Here is an 18,446-nt window from a genome sequence, read left to right as displayed (position 1 = left end):
GTGATTTTATTAATTTAAATTTAAGTTAAAGTATTTAGAGTTAAAGCCTTTATATCAACCGATTAGTTTTCCGAGTAGTATTGGAAAACTAATAACCCTATGGGATTAAAGCAAAATTTAATCCGAACGGGATAGGCTGTTAGTGAAAAATAATGTACTAGCAATACGGCTAGGGTACTCGAAAATAATTGATGTTAAAAGACCAGTGTGCAGGTGTTGTTATTAACTCAATGAGACTGAAATAACTCACTTTTCTATTTTGTTTATGATTGGTCAATAAAGCTGCAGGTTAGTGTTAAAGGTTAATCTCAGAAATATTATGCAAAATTTTATCAGTCATAATTTTCTCAGAATTTAAAAACTCAAACAAATCATTCAAACTAAATTTTAACTCTGAAAGCAAGAATTTTAGCTGTCTTATTATATATTCTCTTCTATTAACACTTATTCTTTTATAGATGGCAGAAGATAGGTCAGCAAGCAATAAAAACCTTAATGCTTTGTAATATTCGCCTTTTTCAATTTCGTTTATATGTGACTTTATAAACCAGGCATTATTTATTTCGTTGGGTAAGTTTAGGCTAAGAAAATCACTTTCATTCATAGTGTTGTAAATGCTGTCAAGAATTTTATTTTCCCCTTTTATTTCATCATATGAAATAAGTTTCTGATTTTCGAAACCTGATGGTGTTATTGCTACTGGCTTGACTTGCTCTAGTTCATTGCTTTCCAGGTGAAAATATAAGTCATTATGAATATATCTCCACTCTTTCAACATTGATTTATAAAATAGTAAGGTATAGATGTCGATCGATTTAGAGCTTCCATATGCCATTACATCATTGGTGTAGTTTTTATGATTGGAATTTAAGGGTAAATAAATTTTACCTTCTACAGCATTATTCTTAGCTATTTCAGAGAAATTCAATTTTAGATTCAAATCTGGCCTGCTTACAACTACTAAGTCGAACTGCTTATTACGATCACGCTCAATTTTTTTCTTTATTTCGTTTGCTCGCCATCTTTTATATAACATTTTTTTGGAATTCCTTCCATTTAAATGAGCAGGAAGTTCCAAGTCTAAAATTTGATCCTCAATATCTATTATTGAATTGGGAAACAGGTTCCGAATTGTAGTTTCAACATCAAGATCATTATATTTTAACCGTTGATATGTTTTTGGCAGCTCTTTCCATAAATTTTGATGATAAAAGCTAGTTGGAATAGTGAAAGATAAGTTTCTTTCGAATATTCTAGCTAGTTGAGGAAAGTCAAGTGGACCTTCAACTTTTGATGACGCATTTTTCCACAAGCTAAATATACAAGTGATTTCAACATTGCTAGGCACCTGTGTCAGCTGCTTAGCCAAATCATTCATTGATTCAAGCTGGCCTCTAGCCTGCCCACTGATGCAAATACACAATCTCATTTATTTCACCTTCAAAAATCTTAACAGAACATCCAATTAAATAAGAAAACCCCGAGTTTATGACTACCCTCTTTTATACCAAGGCTACGCTGGCAGTAGAATAAAGGACCATCGTAAACTTTTTTGTCTATTTTTGGTACAACAACAATCTTGAAAAAACAGTGGCTGAGCAAATATGACTCAGAGGGCTACCGGTTATTGAAAGAGTTAGGTTTACGGCCTAAGAATTTCCCATATTTTAAATAGTGTTCTTTTGCTGTGAGCTTGCTTTTTAAAACATCGGGATATTTATTTAGATAGTAATGCTCGTCAAACTCATCTTCAGTATTGAATTGTTTTTTTTTATTTTTATATTTTGCAAGTTCAAGTTCTAGGCTGGTAATATACTCCAATAGCCTATTTTGCTCAGCGTAATAAAGCTCAATTTCTTCTATTGCCTGTTCAAATTTAAATATCATTAATTCCATTTCATCAGTCACAGTTCAATCCTCAACAAAATCGTTCAGTCTTTTAAAAATAGCTCTTCCAGAATATTTCCTTTTATGAATAGAAACGTAAAAAAGATTTATAGTATACTCAGTCTTTGAATTGATAATTGATTTAATGTTTTCTGCAGTTCTTCCAAAATAGGAGTCAAATGCTGGTAGATTGCTACCTTTCAATCTATCACTCTTGAGTATTTTTTGAAACTTATAGTGTTTTATTGGAATGATAATATTTTTATTTTCAAAAAAATCTTCTGATGTAAATTGGTAATCTGCATAGCCTAACGCATGAAAACCCTGATTGAATTTGACTTTTTTATTAAACTTCAATACTGGAAATTTTCTCAGTGAGTCAATTGTGCCATAAAACCTGTATCTAAAATCAAACTCAAATGATTTAGCCCAGTTATGCGAAAAACCCCACTTTATACTCGGTATATTTTGATAGTTATATTTTTCTGTAGCACTTCTCCAAAAATGATGATTCATTTTTGATAGAAAATTTTCGTCGGTTATTTCAGTCTTACCACTAGGCAACATTTCAATCAGAATGCCACCTGAATAAAGTAGATCTTTATTTTCCAGATTATCAATGAGTTCATTAACATTACTAAAGCCTGAGCTTTTCAAGTCCAAAAACTCGTCACTATCAATTGTTAAAATCCATGAGTTTTCATTTTGATACAAACTACACAAAATCTTAATCCAATGAACCTTGAATAGTTTAAAGTTACCTATTCTTGGTTTGAAAACGAAGACATCATCAAATGGTAATTCTTTAGATATTTCACTACTTGATTGGTCATCAACAATTATAAATCTTTTAATGCCCATTGATTTGTAATGACGATACCAAGCGTTTAGATATTGAAAGTCATCTTTAATTACGGAATATACTGTAGGCACATTTGAGAGTTCAGGATAGCCAGAACTTGTTAAGAAAAACGCTATTCTTCCCAACTCGTGCAAATTGTCAAGTTGGAATGTTTTTTCTTGCTCTTGCTGTAATTTAAAATGAAATTCTTTTTTTGCTTTATCATTATTTGATATTTTATACATCGAATAATATGCATTGATATTTTGATATATATTTAGTTTTGGATCTTTTTCCGCATATCCTTCACCTCGGGGGAGTAGTGGCGGAATAATAGAACCAAAATCTACTTCTTTAATTTCAATTTTTTTAAGCAATGATACGCTCTTAAAATGCTTCGCATAACCCGAAAGTTCAAATATATTTACGTTAGGCTTGGTTACAAAGATAATATTCTCGTTCTCTAATACATTAAGAATTAGGGCCATTTCATCAAATTGACGAGGATATAGCTCAGAAATATAACCGTATTTTTTATAATGCTTATTGGAAACAATTACTCTTCCTGAAGTACCGTCACCCCATTGCCCTGTAAAAAGATGAATTAAGTACTCATGCTTTTTATCTTGACATAACTTCAAGCTCTCACTTACTTCTTCTTCTGTGAGGTAATTGTCACCATCAAGACTTGCATAGTATTTAGAACCCAGAAAGCCTTTAAATGAATTTTTTGCCCAACAAAAATGCCAGAATGGTAAAGTTGGTCTTTTATTTAGTTTCAACAATCCTTGAGCTATCTCTTGATTGAATTTGTTTGAAATCCAATTAAAAAGCACATCATCACTATCAAAGCAGTTAACTACTAATTCAGTTTGTTCTGAAAAACTTTTGATTATACTGATGTTATGTGGAAGTGTGGCTTTTAGATCATCACTCCTATTCATGACTGGAATACAGTATGAAATAGTTTTCACTCTAAGTTTACCTCAAAAAAAATTGAATATTCTTTATATTTATTTAGATATTATTAATTAACTATTTGTCTCAATAAAATCAGATTTTTATTCATATGCATCTTTCAATATGCGGCCTTCATTGCGACCAAACTGGATATAATGGAGTAATGGATTTAATCCGGCTTCTTTAACATCCTGATAGGTGTTTAGATACCAGCTGCTATTAAAGCCCGGTGATGGGTTATGGTTATTTTCGGCACCCATCATCAGGTAGTGAGCAATAGCCCCCGCTTTATATTTCGCTGCTGCCGGGTAAGTCTTTGTGTACCACTGAATATCGAATAAACCAGAATGTTCTATCAGTTCGATCCTTTCTTTCAGCTTTGCTTTTGCAGCCTGTCTTTTCCCTAGTACTTTAAAGCCTTGGGATAACCGTTTCTTACCAGCCGCTTTTTTCTTCGTTTTTTCTTCAACACTGGTAACAGTTTGCCGTTTGATTTGCTGCTCTTTCTCTTCCAGCATCGAAGTCAGCATAGCCAGTTCATCAAAACGCTGTTGCAGAGACTGCTCCAGTCGGCGGTTCTCCTGCTTTAGCTCTTCTATGGTCAAAGCTGCCTGTTTCTGATCCGCTTCTAACAACTGGTTATTCTGTTCCAGCCGTTTAATTAACTTATCCTGTTCTATCAATTTCTGGGTTGCGCCGGTCAGCTCCACCCCTGCCTTTTGATTATTACCCTGTTCGTTTTTTAATTGTTCAGTCAGTTTTTTGATTTCCGCTAAACGGGCTTTATTGGCCTCTGTCAGGGAGTGTTCCAGCGCCTGTTGCAGTTTTTTTTGCTCAACCCTGGCTGCCTCTAGTTCGGCTTCTGTCTCATTAAGCAATGTAGTCAGTTTGGCCAGTTCATCAAATCGTAAACTGATTGAATCTTCAAGAGCTTGCTTTTCTTCACTCTTTTTTGAATCTTGCCGTTTCAATTGCGCAACATCAACCTCTAATGTCTCAATTTTTCTCTGACTGTTATGAGATTCATTTCTGAATGATGTGAGTTGTTTTTCGATAGCTGATTTCTCGTCAGCCAAGATTTTTAGATTTTCTTTAATATCAGTTCTATCTTTCTCGGCTATCTTAAGTTGAGCAATGGCAGCTGTTTTTTCTTTATCAATTAATAGCAGCTTTTCTTGTTGCTGAAGAATCTCATTGTTGAGTTTAATTACCCTTGATTTATTGCTCTGACTTAACCAGCTATCATAACAGGCTCTGCCTAGTCTTCTGTATACGTCATGTAGAACTCGATTACCAGAGTTGTTCGATCCACGATTACAGAGTGATTGCACTCTGGCCGTTTGCTCCTGACCAAAAGCAACGAGCAATAGCCCATTACCATGAGTGAATTCAAAAGTGGGGTAGGTGTCTTTCAGTTTTCTGCAAATCGGTTTGAGCTCTTTTTTCTGACTGCCGTGAACCAGGACAACGGATTTTTCTGACAGTTTTTTTTGCCATTTATCCATCAATTCTTTATCGAATAAAATAGCGTTATTGTATTTTAACAGAAAAAGATCAATAGAATTATCGTCATATTCATTAATGAGTTCTTTACCGGAGTCTTTAGAAATTAATGAAAACTCTTGATAATGTTCATGATTATAGTCATTGATTTTTTGATAATCATCAAAGTTACTGCTCACTGTAGCATGGCAGAGTGTTTCAAGATTTAGTTTGTCCACTGCCTGACATAATGCAAAATAAGAGCTGGCAGCCGACATTTCTGTTTCGAGAATTCTTGCAGGCTCAAGAGCTTCTGTCAGCCAGAAATAAAAGGGTATATGTTCCAGCCATTCTGATTCTTCCAGGTATCTTGGTCGCCAGAACATAGCTTTGGAGGATAATGTGGGCAAAATGCTATTGCTGGTATCAATTATATTTTTTAATTCGGTCATGGTTGATTAGCTTCAGAACTGAAATGGTAATATTTGGGAAAAGTGTTTTATGGCTGAAAAGGTATTCTTCTTGAAAGACGTACGCACATTAAACAACTAAAGGCTTAATGCCACAGCGGTACTCATAGCAATCTAATAAATAACTTTCATCATATCATTGCTATATTGCATGTTTTTTAAATCGGCTTGTGGTACAGCAAGAATTTTATCGTAGGGTTTAACGTCATATATGGCAATGCTTCCGCTAAAGCAGCAATCGTTATACTGAATTCCTGAAATAGTGCTGTCACTTTGTAGTATCAGAACGAGTGGTCGGCTTTTTTGAGGGTTACATGCTGCTGCAGGCTATAGATTTTCAGGAGTGGCATTATTTTCCCTGCTCCCGTCAATAAGAGCCAGCCACCAATCTTGATTATTCAAATACCATTCAACGGTTTTTCGAATACCTGTTTCAAATGATTCTTTAGGCTCATAACCCAACTCTGAACGTGTTTTTGCTGCATCAATAGCGTAACGGCGGTCATGACCCGGTCGGTCTTTAACGTATTGGATCAGTGATTCTGAGTTGCCAGCTATTGCGGACTTTGCGGTTGGGTAGCGTTCCTTGAGCTGGAAGCCCGAGGCTGGAAGCTGGAAGCTTTCATCCATCAGTTTGCAGATCAGTCTGACTATATCGATGTTATGCCATTCGTTGTGGCCGCCGATATTGTAGTTTTCGCCAACTTTGCCTTTGTTCAGAACCAGATCAATTCCGCGGGCATGATCTTCTACATAAAGCCAGTCGCGGATTTGTTTGCCGTCGCCGTATATGGGGAGTGCTTTATCGTGCAAGATATTTGTGATCACCAGAGGGATCAGCTTTTCCGGGAAATGATAAGGTCCGTAATTATTTGAGCAATTACTAATAGTGGACTTTAACCCGTAAGTTTCCTGATAGGACCGAACCAGGTGGTCACTGCCAGCTTTACTGGCTGCATAAGGTGAGTTCGGGGCATAAGCAGTCTTTTCGGTAAAGGCTGGGTCACCTAACGACAGAGTGCCATATACCTCATCAGTAGATACATGGTGAAAACGATGCTCTTTACCTTTTAACAGGTCTTCGTCCAACCACACTTTTTTTGCCGCTTTGAGCAGGCTGTGGGTTCCTATAATGTTCGTTTCAAGGAATGCATCAGGAGCCGTTATGGAGCGGTCTACATGGGATTCAGCTGCAAAGTGGACCAGAGTGTCGATTTTATGGTTTCTCAGTAATCCTTCTACCCGTTCTGTATCCAATATATTCCCATGCACAAAGGTATAGTTGGGGTGCTCTTTAATGGGGTCAAGACTGGCAAGATTTCCTGCATAAGTCAGGGCATCAAGAACTACGATGTTATGCTCGGGGTATTGCTCTATCCAGTACTGGACAAAGTTTGAGCCAATAAAACCGGCACCACCGGTGACTAATAGTGATTTCATGAAACTGGTTTGTCTGACTTAAGCTCTGTTAGCACGCACCTGAGAGCACTTCGCCAATGCTCAATTGGAAGCTCTAACTGAGAGTAGGTCGGTTGTTTGTCCAAAACACTGTATCCAGGGCGTTCAGCCGGAGTGGGGTAGGCAGAAGCGGGTATTGGTTTTATCGGGATACTTTTTTGTAGGATGTCCAGCGTCAGGGCTTCTTCCTGTATGGCTATAGCGAAGTCGTACCAGCTTGCGACACCGGCGTCGGTCCAGTGGAGGATAGCTGGAAGCTGGAAGCCGGGCAGAGAATTGTTCCCGACATTCTCTGCATTCCCATTATCCCTGGCGGTCAAAGCTTGAAGTTTTTTTAATGATTGCCAGCAGCACAGTGCCAGAGACTTGGCCGAGGTAGGTGTGCCAATTTGGTCAAAAACAATACCCAGCTGATCTTTTTCTTGCATCAGTCTTAGCATGGTTTTTACAAAATTATTACCGTGAGACGAATAGACCCAGGCTGTGCGAATAATAACGGCCTTGTTTCCAAGTATCCTGAGAACCTGTTTTTCGCCCTGAAGCTTACTCTCTCCATAGACACTGACAGGGTTGGTTTTGTCAGTCACTTTATAGGGAGTTGATTGAGAACCATCAAAAACAAAGTCAGTAGAGAGCTGAATCATCGGGATGTCATGCTTTGAGCAAGCTTCAGCCAGGAAAGCGGCACCGTTGTTATTTACTGCGAAAGCTGCATCACTATCCGTCTCCGCTTTATCAACCGCAGTATAAGCCGCTGCATTGACTACCGCTTCAGGCTGATGAGCATCAAAGTAAGCATGAACAGATTCTTGAGATGTAATATCCAGTTGACCCCGATCAGCGCATAACAGACCTATACCGCAAGGCACAGTCCTCTGCAATTCGTAGCCCAATTGCCCATTGGCACCCGTAATTAGCACGCCCATCTTCAGACTTCTCTTACCCAACTTCCAGGCCGAAAATTGTTCCCGACATTTTCGGCACTTCCACAATCCCTGGCAGTCGCTTCCAGTTTCCAGCTTCCGGCCTCAGAAAACGCTATAGCATTCTCGTCCTTGCCAGACAGCAGAGGCTGTTCGCCATTGAGCAACGGCCATTCAATCGCCAGATCAGGATCGTTCCATGCAATGCTCAGATCATACTCAGGCGCGTAATAATCTGTGCATTTGTAAACGAAGTCAGCACTTGCGCTGGTGACATAAAAGCCGTGAGCAAAACCTTCGGGTACCCAGAGCATACGCTTGTTTTTGGCGGATAGAAAAACGCCATGCCACTGGCCGTAGGTCAGTGAATCTTTTCTCAAGTCGACCACTACATCATAGACTTCGCCCTGTATAACACGTACCAGTTTGCCCTGGGTATGTTGTGTTTGAATATGGAGTCCCCTGAGGATGCCCTGTTTGGAACGACTGTGATTATCCTGAACAAAATGGGCAGGAAGGCCAAGTTCCTCGAACTTTCTGGACTGCCAGGTTTCCATGAAGAAACCTCGTTCATCACCAAACACCTGCGGCTCAATGACTTTAAGCCCTTCAATGCCTGTTTCCAATGCTTTCACTATTATGATACCTCAGGCAACTTCGGTCTTATGTTGTTCGAACCAATTGATGCCTTCCAGTTCTTCGATGATATTCATAAGATAAACACCGTATCCGCTTTTACGCAGTGGACCGGCTATTTCAAACAATTGTTCTGCACTAATGTAGCCCATTCTGTAGGCGATTTCTTCAGGGCAGGCAATCTTTAAACCTTGTCTGGATTCGATAGTTTCTATGTATGTAGCAGCATTAAGAAGGCTTTGGTGAGTACCGGTGTCCAGCCAGGTTGAGCCTCGGCCAATGGTAGTGACATTCAGGTTGCCTTCCTTAAGGTAGCAATCGATGACAGAGGTGATTTCCAGTTCACCGCGTGCTGAAGGTTTTATCGATTTAGCAAAATCCACGACCCGGTTGTCGAAGAAGTATAAACCTGTTGCTGCATAATTCGACTTGGGGTCAGAAGGTTTTTCTTCAATGGACAAGGCTTTGTTGTTTTCATCCAGCTCAATAACACCATAATCCTGAGGGTTGCTGACCCGATAACCAAAGATTGTTGCCCCCTGTTGTTTGTCAGCCTTTTGAAGCAGACTGGAAAACTGGTGACCGTAGAACAGGTTATCACCCAGTATCATGGCGCAATCAGTTGAACCAATAAACTCTTCTGCCAATATAAAGGCCTGAGCGAGACCATCAGGTGAAGGTTGATTCAGGTATTCAAGTTGAAGACCCCACTGTGAGCCATCACCTAGCAGTTCTTTAAAGCGATGCTGCTCTTGAGGTGTGGTGATAATCATTATTTCAGTAATACCTGACAGCATTAATGTTGCCAGTGGGTAATAGATCATGGGTTTGTCGTAAACCGGCATTAGCTGTTTGCTGACAACACGGGTTAAAGGATAAAGGCGAGTGCCAGAGCCTCCAGCCAGGATAATACCTTTTCTATTTGATTTTCCCATCTTGGATCCTGATTGCAGGTTATTAGAGACTTAATCGGGCCTGCTGGCTGATCTCTTTCCTGACCAACTCTATGATGTCGTCTTTCTGTTTCGGACTGATTCTCAATGGCCACCACCTAACTTTATATTGTGGAGCCTGAGTATGTAGGCTTTGATCCGATCGGTGATTTTAATCAGTTCGGGAGCGACAGCTCATGCCATGTTGAGCGCTTCAGCCCGCTGTGATTCACTTTGAAACCAGTATGCTGCCAAGAGTGCCAACTTATCAGTATCTCCGAAAAGCATTGCCCGATAGGCGGGGGCTGTCAGCTCTGATAAAAAAGCTTTCCCACCCGCTGAATATGCTCAACCAGCGCCGGGTTATCAATGTCTTCCAGAATCGAGAGATCAAAACTGTAAGGCAATAGCAGGTTATCCAATGCATCATCAATTTTGAACAGCAGGTTTAAATCCAGTGTTTCACCCTCTGCAGCCACCAGGGTTAGATCAATATCTGAGCCTGTGCGGTAGTTTCCTTTTGCCCTGGAACCATAAATAATGGCGCTCCCAACTTGCTGGTGTCGGTTTAATACGTCTTGAATGGCTTCAATGGTTTTATCACTTAAGCCAAATTTCATGAGTTATCGTCACCTAGCAGCCTGTCGGACTTAAGACTGTCCTACTGCGGTTGCAATAAATTGGTCTAAAAATCCCTGTTTCTTCGTCAAATAGCTCGCTATTCTCCTCAGAAACAGAGATTTTTATCCTCAATTTCTTGCAATCCTCGCTACGGACGCCTAAGTCCGACAGGCTCCTAGCCTTTTTAACATCTGCTCCAGTGCTTTGAATTCAAAAAAATACTGGCTGATGATATTTTCATAGATTTCCTGAGCAACTTCTTCCCGATAGGTGTGAGATGTCAGGTTTCTGCTTTTAATCATACTCATCCAGATTTCACCCTGCTCTATAAGCCCTTCTTTGAAGGCGAGGCGAGTGACGTCCCTGGAACCGTAAATTCTTTCAGCCCCGCGCTCAATCAAAAAGCCTTTCAGGGTATTGCAGGCCAACTCATGGGTAAACTCAAAGACTTTGATCAAACCCAGTTTTTCAAGCTCACTCAACACACGATGGTTGGCCAGACTGACAGCTGCCTGCAATCGGCCTAAGGCACGCTGGTAGTTATCAAATCGTTGCTTCCAGCGACTATCTTGTTGCTTTTCCATCCTGTTATTTCAGTGATCTGGTTGAATCAGGCTAAAGGCTGGCAGTCTTGATGCTTTTCTGTCAAAGGTCCAGGTCTTTTTGCATTGATGACTGAGGTTATAGTGGCCAATCATTGCATCTGCAAAGTCATACCCTTGTTCATAGTCATCCAGTGCAGCTATGACCGCTTGCCGGTCATCGGTGACAACGCCCTGTTGGCAAATAAAAGCCTTTAATATCTCGCACTGTCGTAACCGCTTGACCTGATAGAAATGACTGAGTCCCCATACCGTTTCTACCAGCAGCACGATGGGGGAGAGATAAACCTTCGGCATTCCGATAAACAGTGACAGTGCCTGTTGGTACTGCTGCAGGTCATCTTTGACCAGGAAGCGGATAAGTACATTTGTATCAATCCCTTCCATTGTCAAGCTCCTTGTTCTGCCCCCAATCCTTAGTGGCGCCCTCCTTGATAGCGGATTCCATATCTTCAAGGGATGCCCGGCGTCCGCCCACATCGTCGGCAAGGCAACCGGCCAGGTGGGTAATATCCTGTTTCATGGGTACCAGGGTGATTACCCCGTCTTTTTCTAAAAACAGCACCTTATCGCCCGGTTCCAACTGGAATTTCTCCCGCAAGGCGCTGGGGATGGTCACTTGTCCCTTGGTGGTAATAGAGCTGCTGGCCATGGCTGACTTCCCGAAAATAAAGGCATTACTCAAAGTAATACCTGGAGGTCTACGTGTCAAAGGGCGCAAGCCGATGTTTGCCCCTCAGTGGATACCATGTCATTTAGGAACATTATTTCACCATAGACTCTCACCAGAACGGTATTGTTTCGCATATACATGGACATTTATCAATAAAGCAAAGGTTGCACTGAAATTACCAGGATTAACCGTACAAACAGACGACGGATTGATTATATATTAACCAGTCATTTGCACACCATTCCATTAATAATCATTAGCCCCAGCTATTGACTGGATACTACTGGAAAGGTGAGTGTCAAAACCGGTTCTGTTAATGATGATTTGCCAATGCACCATGATGCACTATTATCACATTCATGATGTATCAAACTAAAAAAAGGGCTTAAACCATGAGAACAACACTGGATCTAGAGCCGGGCTTGCTTGCTCAGCTCAAGGAGCAAGCCGCCAGGGAGCGCACAACCGTGAGCCAGTTGGCAAACCAACTCATTCGCATGGCTATTTCCACACAGCAGAATAAACCGGAGCAGGTGCCTTTCCAGTGGCATGTGGCAGAAAATGGCAAACCTGCCGATGGTTTTGATCCATCGGATCGCAGCTACCTTGATGACCTGGCTTAATGCCCTATGAATTGAGCGGAATAAGCCATGAAGCTGATTGATACCAATATTCTTGTCTACGCCAGCATTCCCTTTTTTGATGAGCACAAGGTAGCCAGGGGGCTCCTGGAGCAGGTTGCTTCGCAGAAAACCCGCCACTGCATTACCTGGATCAATATCTTTGAATATATGAGAGTGGTCACCCATCCAAAGCTAATCAAGCCGAAGCCACTGGGCATTGAACAAGCACTTGCCAATATAAAGAATCTTCTTGATCAGCCAGTGGTATCCCGGATTGATCCGGGCCCTGACCATTTGCAGTATTTTACAGAAATTATCCAACAAGTGGCGCCTGTCAGAGGTAACTTTGTTCACGATTGTCGTATTGCAGCAGTGATGAAAGAGCATAGTGTCCGTGAGATTATTACCCGGGATACCGATTTTATGAAAATCCCCGGTTTTTCTGTGACTAACCCTTTTGATTGATGAGGTACCTCAGCATCGAACGCAGGCAAATTTCTGCCCGGAAAAGCCATACAATGGATTTTACCCACATTACCAGTCATTCCGATTTGATCGGCTTTTCTACGGATAAGCATGAAAGGTTACTACCTAAAGTAATACCCTTTCATAACCGCAAAAAAGTGCTACAGCCTCAACACCACCGCCGCACTCATAGCCACCTGATAAATGACCTGCATAATATCACTGGTATATTGCATGGTTTTTTCATCGACCTGTGGCATCACCAGGATTTCGTCTCCGGGTTTAACGTCGTATTTCGCTAAACCACTACTGAACAGACCATCGTTGTATTCAATGCGAGAAATCGTTCCATCCTGATGCAGGACCAGCACTCGGGATTGATCGGCTTTTTGAGAGTAGCCCCCTGCTGCGGAAACGTAGTCGTTGATGGTTTTTTCATTATCAAAGACCATGGCATTGGGGAACATGACTTCGCCATGCACCTGAACCAGAACGGTGTCATTAGGAATAACGATTCTATCCTGGTCTTTCAGCATGACATCCATGCGGGTTTTATTCTGGCCCAGCAGCACCTGACCACGAGGGACTGCCTGTCTGGCTCTTTCTACAAATTGCAGGATCGATTGTGCATCGGCCTTTCTCAAGTTGGCTTCGCCTATGCTTTTGCTTCGTGCCGAGAGTGCCGCTTGCTCAAGCTGTTTTAGCTGCACATCAAGCATGGCTTTCTGGCGTTTTGCTACAGACTCTCTGAAGAGTTGCATGGCTTCCATATTGGACCGGTCGTTAGGGGAGAGCCGGGCCATCAGATCTTTAATGGTGCTGCCGTAAGGAAGGATATAAATAGCCTGACCGTTGTGTTCCCCCTCGACTGATACACTGATGGTTCCCGGCATTTTGTCAGAAACAACGGTGACTTCATCGCCACTATGAAGTTGCACGTCCGCTGTTTTGGCAATAGACAGGTATTCCACGTTGCGCTTGGCCATCTGGTTTCTGGCAATCCGAACGTGGGTGGCTTCGGGTAATACACCGACCATATCCAGAGCGTCTTTCAGAGCCGTCTGGCCGTTCGCGAATTCGATCTGAACCGGGTTTTCAACCAGTCCATCAAAAGCGGCTACCCCTTGTCGTGTGTTGACAACCAGAGTGTCACCGTCGCCCAGTTGAACTTGTTCAATGGTACCTGTAAGAAGAAACTCATAGAGGTTAAAAATGGTTCGGGTCTTGCCGTTGCGTTTTAGCTCAACGTTCAGATAACTACCAGACTCTGGACGTATACCACCGGCTTTTGCCAGAAAGGCCAGTATTGAATCCGATGAAAAGCCGCCATAAAGACCGGGTGATTGAACAAAACCGGTGACAAACAGTTTAACCGGTTCTGCTGCATTCAGGCTGGAGTAGACGTTGACATTTTTTTGGTAAACACTGCGAACTTTTTTCTCGATAACCTGGTTCAGGTCTTTGTTGGCAACACCTTGCAGCTTTACGGGTCCTACCTGTGGAATAAAGACATTACCTTGTGCATCGACCGTAAGTTCTACGGCCACTTCATAAGCTCCCCACATTTGCAGGGTTACTCTGTCGCCAATGGCCAGAGTGTACTCAGGGTTGAAGCCTTTAAACTCGGCCTGTTTGAACCCTTCAAATAAATTTTGACCGAATACCGGATGTTGCTTGACGGTTTCAACCAGTTCCGGGCCTACTGTTTCCGTTTCAGTAGATTCGGGGATCGGTGTGTTTGCGTAAGCAGCCACACTCAGCATGAGTGCAGCTGTTGATGAGATGAGTTGTTGTTTCATAAATTCATAGTCTGGGAAATCAGGAATGCTTTAACGATGCTGTTTTCTTGATCTTTCGTCAATCACGATGCTCATGGATAGTGGCGCGAATCATTCGTGCCAGAGCAAATATCATCAGCAAAATCAGCAGTATGTTGATAAGTGAGTAGGCCACCCTGGGGTATTTGGCATCCTGCGCCTGGTATGGACTGCTGACGACGACCAGCTGCTTTAATTTTCGGCTTGCCTCTGTGCGTGTTGTTTCCAGGGCAACCAGTGCCGACGTATAGGCCTGGGTAGCCAGCTCCAGATCCAGTTGTAACTCTTGTTGTTGAGCAGCAAGTTCGTTCAGCGAAGTAGCATCACTATCGACCAGCTTGTCCTTTTCTGTGGTGATCTGAGATTGAAGAGCACTGATCCGTTGTTTTAATGCAATGACTTGAGCTGAGTTTTCGTTCAGGTAAGACGTCAGGGTCTGTAACTCGGTCTGGCTTCTGATCAGTTCAGCCTGAAGTTCATTCATTATGCCGCTCAGTGCAGCTCCTTGCTCTTCGACGCTCAGTAATCCGGTTTCGTTCTGGAAGTTTAATAACCTTCGTGTGAAGTCCTTCAGTCTTTGTTCCGCCCGCTCGACTTCGGAACGTACAAAGGTTAATTGTTCATTGGCCAGGTTGTGACTAATGTCATTAACAAAGCTCTCGCTCTTTAAAAGAATCAGGTCGGTGACTTTTTTGGTGTATTCAGGCTCAAATCCCTGAACCTCCATATCCAGCATGCCATTGGTATCGTTGTATCGCACATTGATATGGCTGCGATAAAAGTCGAGAAAATCTTCCTGACTGGCAGATGGGGAAAGTCTGGAAATCCAGTCACCAGATTCAATGTAATGCTGTTTCAATGAAAGCTTTTGATCCAGGTGTTCCAGCATATCGGGCGACTGTATAAAGGTCTCCAGAATCTTCTGGTCATTGCTGGCTTGTGGTGTCACGCCAAACAGACTGAGGCCTTCAATAGAGCCGCCGCCTGAGTCACTTCGCTCAATAAGAAAGCTGGCTTCGGACACATATCGATCCGAAGCGATCAGGGTAAAGTATATTGCACAAAGTGCCCAGGGAATAAGAACAATAGCAGTAAACCACTGTCCGGTTTGATGAGTCAGAAGTGCTGACTTGAGCTTATGAGCAAGGTTAAGCTGTTTTAGCTTTTTCTTGATGGTGTATGCTGGAGTAACAGGTTTCTTGAGCTGTAATGGAGTTCGAAGTGACTCGCTTTTGCTGGCTGGTTTTTCTTCTTTAGGCGGTGTTTGAGGTGGTGCTTGAATAGTGTCTGGCATATCGAGAGGGTCAGGTAAATTACATGGAGTTATAGGCGGCAATGGCATCATCTATGCTGTTATGCACATGGATAGAGCCGTCTTTTATATAAATGCCAATGTCGCATTGCCGCTTTAGCTCATTAATGTTGTGTGAGACAAAAAGAAAATTGGCTATCCCTTTTTTGGCATCAAAGGTTTTGCGACATTTTTCCTTGAATCGCTTGTCACCTACTGCTGTAAGCTCATCAATCAGGTAGTAGTCAAAGTCAAAAGCCATACAGACGGCGAATGAGAATTTGGATCTCATTCCGGAAGAGTAGCTTTTGAGAGGCATTTCGAAAAAGTCATTCAGTTCAGAAAAGTTTTTGATGTACTCGATCTTATCCTTGATCTCATCTTTGTCTTTTCCGTAAATCCGGCAGATAAATTCGGCGTTCTCACGGCCCGTCATACTGCCCTGGTAGCCGGAAAGTCCCAGAGGCCATGAAACATTGCCTGCTATTTTGATACTGCCTTTGTTGGGGTGGTCGACACCGGCCAGCAGTCGCATTAGAGTGGACTTGCCACTTCCGTTGGCTCCAAACACTCCGATGTTTTTATCACCGGGCAAAACAAGGTCTACATCTTTTAGGATGTAGTGGCGGCCTTTGGGAGTCGGATAATACTTTGTGACGTTATTGAAGGTGATCACTGCGTCAGCATCCTGCGCCAGTTGGCCCGGAGCATCAGAAGGCCTAAAGTTAATGTTGTTAAGGCCCACATCTCCACGTATTCAAGGCTGAGCAGGCCTGTATCATAGTCGTATGAAAAACCTGAGCGCATAAATTCAAAAATATGGATCAGTGGATTCCAGAGCAATATTTCCTGTGCGGCAGAAGGCAGCTCGTTGATGGAGAAGAACGTGCCAGAGATGAACATGAGCGGTCTCAGTAGGGCGGGTATAAATTTTCCAGGCTCTGGGTGAAGCGTATTGATAACGCCGAAGATCAAGCCCAGCCCGAATGCAATGATGCTGAGCAAAAGGTAGGCGTACATGATGATCAAACTGTTTACCAGGTTGACTTCATAACCAACCCACCAGGTGATAAGAATTATCCCGGATAAGACAATAAAAGATGTTATAAATTCAAGTATGAAGCGGCTCAAAAAGGTGTCGAAGACTCTTACCTGACGGTATATGAGTAGATTTTTGTTGGCATTCACTGCGCTCAATGATTGCGTTATGACTTTCTTGAAATATAGAAAGGGGGCAATACCGGTGGCCAGAAATATGGGGATTTCAAGGCCTCCGACAGAGCTTCGTCCGCCGAAATAAAACAGCCCCATGAAAACGGCTATCTGCAGGACTGGTTCAATAAAGGCCCAGGCTATGCCCAGCCTGTATGCTCCAAAGCGAGTTTTAAGCTCGCGTGTGAGCAGCGCATGCAGTACAGCATACTGAATTTGTAGAGGTGATCTTGATTGCATCAGAAAAATAAGGTCAGCCAGTCTAGACCGTTAGTAGGTTTGAAGCATGGAGTTGCATCGATTTATATCCAGACACGCTACCGCCCTTCGAGATTTGCTGCATGAATTGTCATAGGACAGGTACGAGCACGCATATACTGAAACAGCGTGTTAGGAAATTTGGCTGAGTACTATAAGCTTTGTGTTTTATTCAGGTAATTGTGTATTGTTGCACTTGATTATTTCGTTTTTGTTACACCGATTATTGCGGCTATGTTCTTGTACAGGTGCGAAGACAAGGAAGGCAATAAACTCTAGGTATAAAGGCGTATCAGGTATCTCGACTGCTGTTGTTCATATTCATGCTTTGTTCATAAAATGTCTGGTTTTGTAGTCTTTTTGTAATTTATATGGCACTAATGTTTCATGCAATAGGTAGTATACCTGCTTGGAAAAATAAGAAAAGCATGATAATCGCCAATGTCCTATTATATTACCATGTTAGTGTATTTTAGTGTTTATCCAGTTATGAAAGACTTGGTGTAAGGTTAGTGTCGTTTAAAGAGTCGCCAGCATCGCGCAATCCAATCGCACTTTCTGTGCGGTAATGTCTGTGGTCATTTTGCTCAGCGGTGCTGGGTGATTTTTCGCCCTGGTTTCCTTGCTTTAGGCCCTCTATGTAACTGAGTTGCAGCTCTTCTTTTATCTGCTACGTTCCAATCTCGAATAAAAAACCATTGGGGTAAGTAGTGTGAGTCTTTTGGAGAGAGTCACGGCATTGGAAGAGCATCGTGAGCATTGGGGCGGTATTGAAGGCGCAACATAAGTCCTAGACATCCATTCCGATGCGTCGCTGGGCTCCGATAGGGAGTGGCCAGATGTACCTGAATCACTAGTCGAAAGCGCTGGGATAGCCAACATCTGGACTAAGGAGCTTGCGCACAAGTTTTGCTCTACTCAGGCTCTATCAGAAAAAAACGACATTCAGGCTAATGCATCGGGTCAACGAAAATAGTAATGATGCAGGGCTTGCGCACTATTTGACAGGTTGAGGTAGAGGTATATAATCCGGAACTTCCTAAAACTTATTAGCCTGATCCCTTCTCGCTTTACTTGAAAATTTCGAAGATACTCGTTCTTTGACGTCATGTGAACACGGCTTTAACGATATCCTTGTGATCGGTAATTTCGACATCATCACTAATGTCGGTATTTAGGGGAGGTTGGTAAAGAAAATAGGTTGGTTGCGAGCTTTTTGCGGAACTGTTCGGAGGCATGTCCTCGGATTATAAGTTCAAGCTAAGGATCAGCCATCTTTATCCTGGTTAATTTCT

General features: G+C 42.2%; 18 protein-coding genes. 2 read left to right on the top strand and 16 right to left on the bottom strand.

Annotation, left to right across the window (positions count from 1 at the left end):
• Positions 1-295: 295 nt before the first annotated feature.
• The 12 genes from ACO6VG_RS21315 to ACO6VG_RS21260 form a co-directional block, all read right to left on the bottom strand.
• The gene (locus ACO6VG_RS21315) at positions 296-1,429 is read right to left on the bottom strand and encodes a hypothetical protein (protein ID WP_422475565.1); all 1,134 of its coding nucleotides are present in this window, start codon (positions 1,427-1,429) and stop codon (positions 296-298) included.
• Positions 1,430-1,617: 188 nt separating this feature from the next.
• On the bottom strand, positions 1,618-1,908 hold the full coding sequence (locus tag ACO6VG_RS21310) for a hypothetical protein (protein ID WP_422475563.1): 291 nt from the start codon (positions 1,906-1,908) through the stop codon (positions 1,618-1,620).
• Positions 1,909-1,911: 3 nt separating this feature from the next.
• On the bottom strand, positions 1,912-3,702 hold the full coding sequence (locus ACO6VG_RS21305; RefSeq protein WP_422475561.1) for a glycosyltransferase family 2 protein: 1,791 nt from the start codon (positions 3,700-3,702) through the stop codon (positions 1,912-1,914).
• An 87-nt stretch (positions 3,703-3,789) separates the two neighbouring features.
• Positions 3,790-5,622, bottom strand: coding sequence for a hypothetical protein (locus ACO6VG_RS21300; protein WP_422475559.1), 1,833 nt, complete (start codon positions 5,620-5,622; stop codon positions 3,790-3,792).
• Between the two features lie 345 nt (positions 5,623-5,967).
• On the bottom strand, positions 5,968-7,080 hold the full coding sequence (rfbB, locus tag ACO6VG_RS21295) for a dTDP-glucose 4,6-dehydratase (protein ID WP_422475557.1): 1,113 nt from the start codon (positions 7,078-7,080) through the stop codon (positions 5,968-5,970).
• Positions 7,077-8,024 (bottom strand): dTDP-4-dehydrorhamnose reductase, encoded by a 948-nt coding sequence (rfbD, locus tag ACO6VG_RS21290; RefSeq protein WP_422475555.1) that lies wholly within the window; start codon positions 8,022-8,024, stop codon positions 7,077-7,079. The genes rfbB and rfbD overlap by 4 nt, the downstream gene beginning before the upstream one ends.
• Positions 8,025-8,026: 2 nt before the next feature.
• Positions 8,027-8,656: a dTDP-4-dehydrorhamnose 3,5-epimerase gene (gene rfbC / locus ACO6VG_RS21285; protein WP_422475553.1), complete on the bottom strand. Its 630-nt coding sequence runs from the start codon at positions 8,654-8,656 to the stop codon at positions 8,027-8,029.
• A 12-nt stretch (positions 8,657-8,668) separates the two neighbouring features.
• Positions 8,669-9,592, bottom strand: a complete 924-nt coding sequence (rfbA, locus tag ACO6VG_RS21280) for a glucose-1-phosphate thymidylyltransferase RfbA (RefSeq protein ID WP_422475551.1) — start codon at positions 9,590-9,592, stop codon at positions 8,669-8,671.
• Positions 9,593-9,897: 305 nt separating this feature from the next.
• On the bottom strand, positions 9,898-10,209 hold the full coding sequence (locus ACO6VG_RS21275; protein WP_422475549.1) for a nucleotidyltransferase domain-containing protein: 312 nt from the start codon (positions 10,207-10,209) through the stop codon (positions 9,898-9,900).
• Between the two features lie 159 nt (positions 10,210-10,368).
• Positions 10,369-10,794, bottom strand: a complete 426-nt coding sequence (locus tag ACO6VG_RS21270) for a nucleotidyltransferase substrate binding protein (RefSeq protein ID WP_422475547.1) — start codon at positions 10,792-10,794, stop codon at positions 10,369-10,371.
• A 9-nt stretch (positions 10,795-10,803) separates the two neighbouring features.
• Positions 10,804-11,199: a PIN domain-containing protein gene (locus tag ACO6VG_RS21265; protein WP_422138221.1), complete on the bottom strand. Its 396-nt coding sequence runs from the start codon at positions 11,197-11,199 to the stop codon at positions 10,804-10,806.
• Entirely contained in the window at positions 11,186-11,497 is a 312-nt protein-coding gene (locus ACO6VG_RS21260; RefSeq protein ID WP_422138220.1) for an AbrB/MazE/SpoVT family DNA-binding domain-containing protein, read from the bottom strand. Before ACO6VG_RS21260 ends, ACO6VG_RS21265 begins: the two co-directional genes overlap by 14 nt.
• 380 nt (positions 11,498-11,877) lie before the next feature.
• Between ACO6VG_RS21260 and ACO6VG_RS21255 the strand changes: the two genes are divergently transcribed.
• Both ACO6VG_RS21255 and ACO6VG_RS21250 read left to right on the top strand, forming a co-directional pair.
• Positions 11,878-12,108, top strand: a complete 231-nt coding sequence (locus ACO6VG_RS21255; protein WP_422138219.1) for a hypothetical protein — start codon at positions 11,878-11,880, stop codon at positions 12,106-12,108.
• A 27-nt stretch (positions 12,109-12,135) separates the two neighbouring features.
• A complete protein-coding gene (locus tag ACO6VG_RS21250) occupies positions 12,136-12,573 on the top strand; it encodes a type II toxin-antitoxin system VapC family toxin (protein WP_422475545.1) in 438 nt (145 codons plus the stop codon).
• Positions 12,574-12,734: 161 nt separating this feature from the next.
• Here ACO6VG_RS21250 and ACO6VG_RS21245 read toward each other — a convergent pair whose 3' ends face one another.
• The 4 genes from ACO6VG_RS21245 to ACO6VG_RS21230 are packed head-to-tail and all read right to left on the bottom strand — an operon-like array spanning position 12,735 to position 17,133.
• Positions 12,735-14,372, bottom strand: a complete 1,638-nt coding sequence (locus tag ACO6VG_RS21245; protein ID WP_422475543.1) for a polysaccharide biosynthesis/export family protein — start codon at positions 14,370-14,372, stop codon at positions 12,735-12,737.
• Positions 14,373-14,430: 58 nt separating this feature from the next.
• Positions 14,431-15,684 (bottom strand): hypothetical protein, encoded by a 1,254-nt coding sequence (locus ACO6VG_RS21240; RefSeq protein ID WP_422475540.1) that lies wholly within the window; start codon positions 15,682-15,684, stop codon positions 14,431-14,433.
• A gap of 19 nt (positions 15,685-15,703) precedes the next feature.
• Complete coding sequence (locus tag ACO6VG_RS21235; protein WP_422475538.1) at positions 15,704-16,357, bottom strand: ABC transporter ATP-binding protein; 654 nt, start codon at positions 16,355-16,357, stop codon at positions 15,704-15,706.
• Entirely contained in the window at positions 16,354-17,133 is a 780-nt protein-coding gene (locus ACO6VG_RS21230; protein ID WP_422475536.1) for an ABC transporter permease, read from the bottom strand. The genes ACO6VG_RS21235 and ACO6VG_RS21230 overlap by 4 nt, the downstream gene beginning before the upstream one ends.
• Positions 17,134-18,446: the final 1,313 nt, after the last annotated feature.

The organism is Endozoicomonas sp. ALB032, assembly GCF_049310125.1.
In the GTDB taxonomy this organism is placed as follows: Bacteria; Pseudomonadota; Gammaproteobacteria; order Pseudomonadales; family Endozoicomonadaceae; genus Endozoicomonas_A.
The sequence above is the reverse complement of the archived record's forward strand: the minus strand, read 5'-3'. Positions and strand labels throughout refer to the sequence as shown.

Excerpts from the sequence above, each read along its gene's own strand:
- ACO6VG_RS21315 (WP_422475565.1), bottom strand. The coding sequence starts at position 1,429 with ATGAGATTGTGTATTTGCATCAGTGGGCAGGCTAGAGGCCAGCTTGAA.
- ACO6VG_RS21240 (WP_422475540.1), bottom strand. The coding sequence starts at position 15,684 with ATGCCAGACACTATTCAAGCACCACCTCAAACACCGCCTAAAGAAGAA.
- rfbD (WP_422475555.1), bottom strand. The coding sequence starts at position 8,024 with ATGGGCGTGCTAATTACGGGTGCCAATGGGCAATTGGGCTACGAATTG.
- rfbA (WP_422475551.1), bottom strand. The coding sequence starts at position 9,592 with ATGGGAAAATCAAATAGAAAAGGTATTATCCTGGCTGGAGGCTCTGGC.
- ACO6VG_RS21245 (WP_422475543.1), bottom strand. The coding sequence starts at position 14,372 with ATGAAACAACAACTCATCTCATCAACAGCTGCACTCATGCTGAGTGTG.
- ACO6VG_RS21230 (WP_422475536.1), bottom strand. The coding sequence starts at position 17,133 with ATGCAATCAAGATCACCTCTACAAATTCAGTATGCTGTACTGCATGCG.
- ACO6VG_RS21275 (WP_422475549.1), bottom strand. The coding sequence starts at position 10,209 with ATGAAATTTGGCTTAAGTGATAAAACCATTGAAGCCATTCAAGACGTA.
- ACO6VG_RS21255 (WP_422138219.1), top strand. The coding sequence starts at position 11,878 with ATGAGAACAACACTGGATCTAGAGCCGGGCTTGCTTGCTCAGCTCAAG.
- ACO6VG_RS21270 (WP_422475547.1), bottom strand. The coding sequence starts at position 10,794 with ATGGAAAAGCAACAAGATAGTCGCTGGAAGCAACGATTTGATAACTAC.
- ACO6VG_RS21300 (WP_422475559.1), bottom strand. The coding sequence starts at position 5,622 with ATGACCGAATTAAAAAATATAATTGATACCAGCAATAGCATTTTGCCC.
- ACO6VG_RS21265 (WP_422138221.1), bottom strand. The coding sequence starts at position 11,199 with ATGGAAGGGATTGATACAAATGTACTTATCCGCTTCCTGGTCAAAGAT.
- rfbB (WP_422475557.1), bottom strand. The coding sequence starts at position 7,080 with ATGAAATCACTATTAGTCACCGGTGGTGCCGGTTTTATTGGCTCAAAC.
- ACO6VG_RS21250 (WP_422475545.1), top strand. The coding sequence starts at position 12,136 with ATGAAGCTGATTGATACCAATATTCTTGTCTACGCCAGCATTCCCTTT.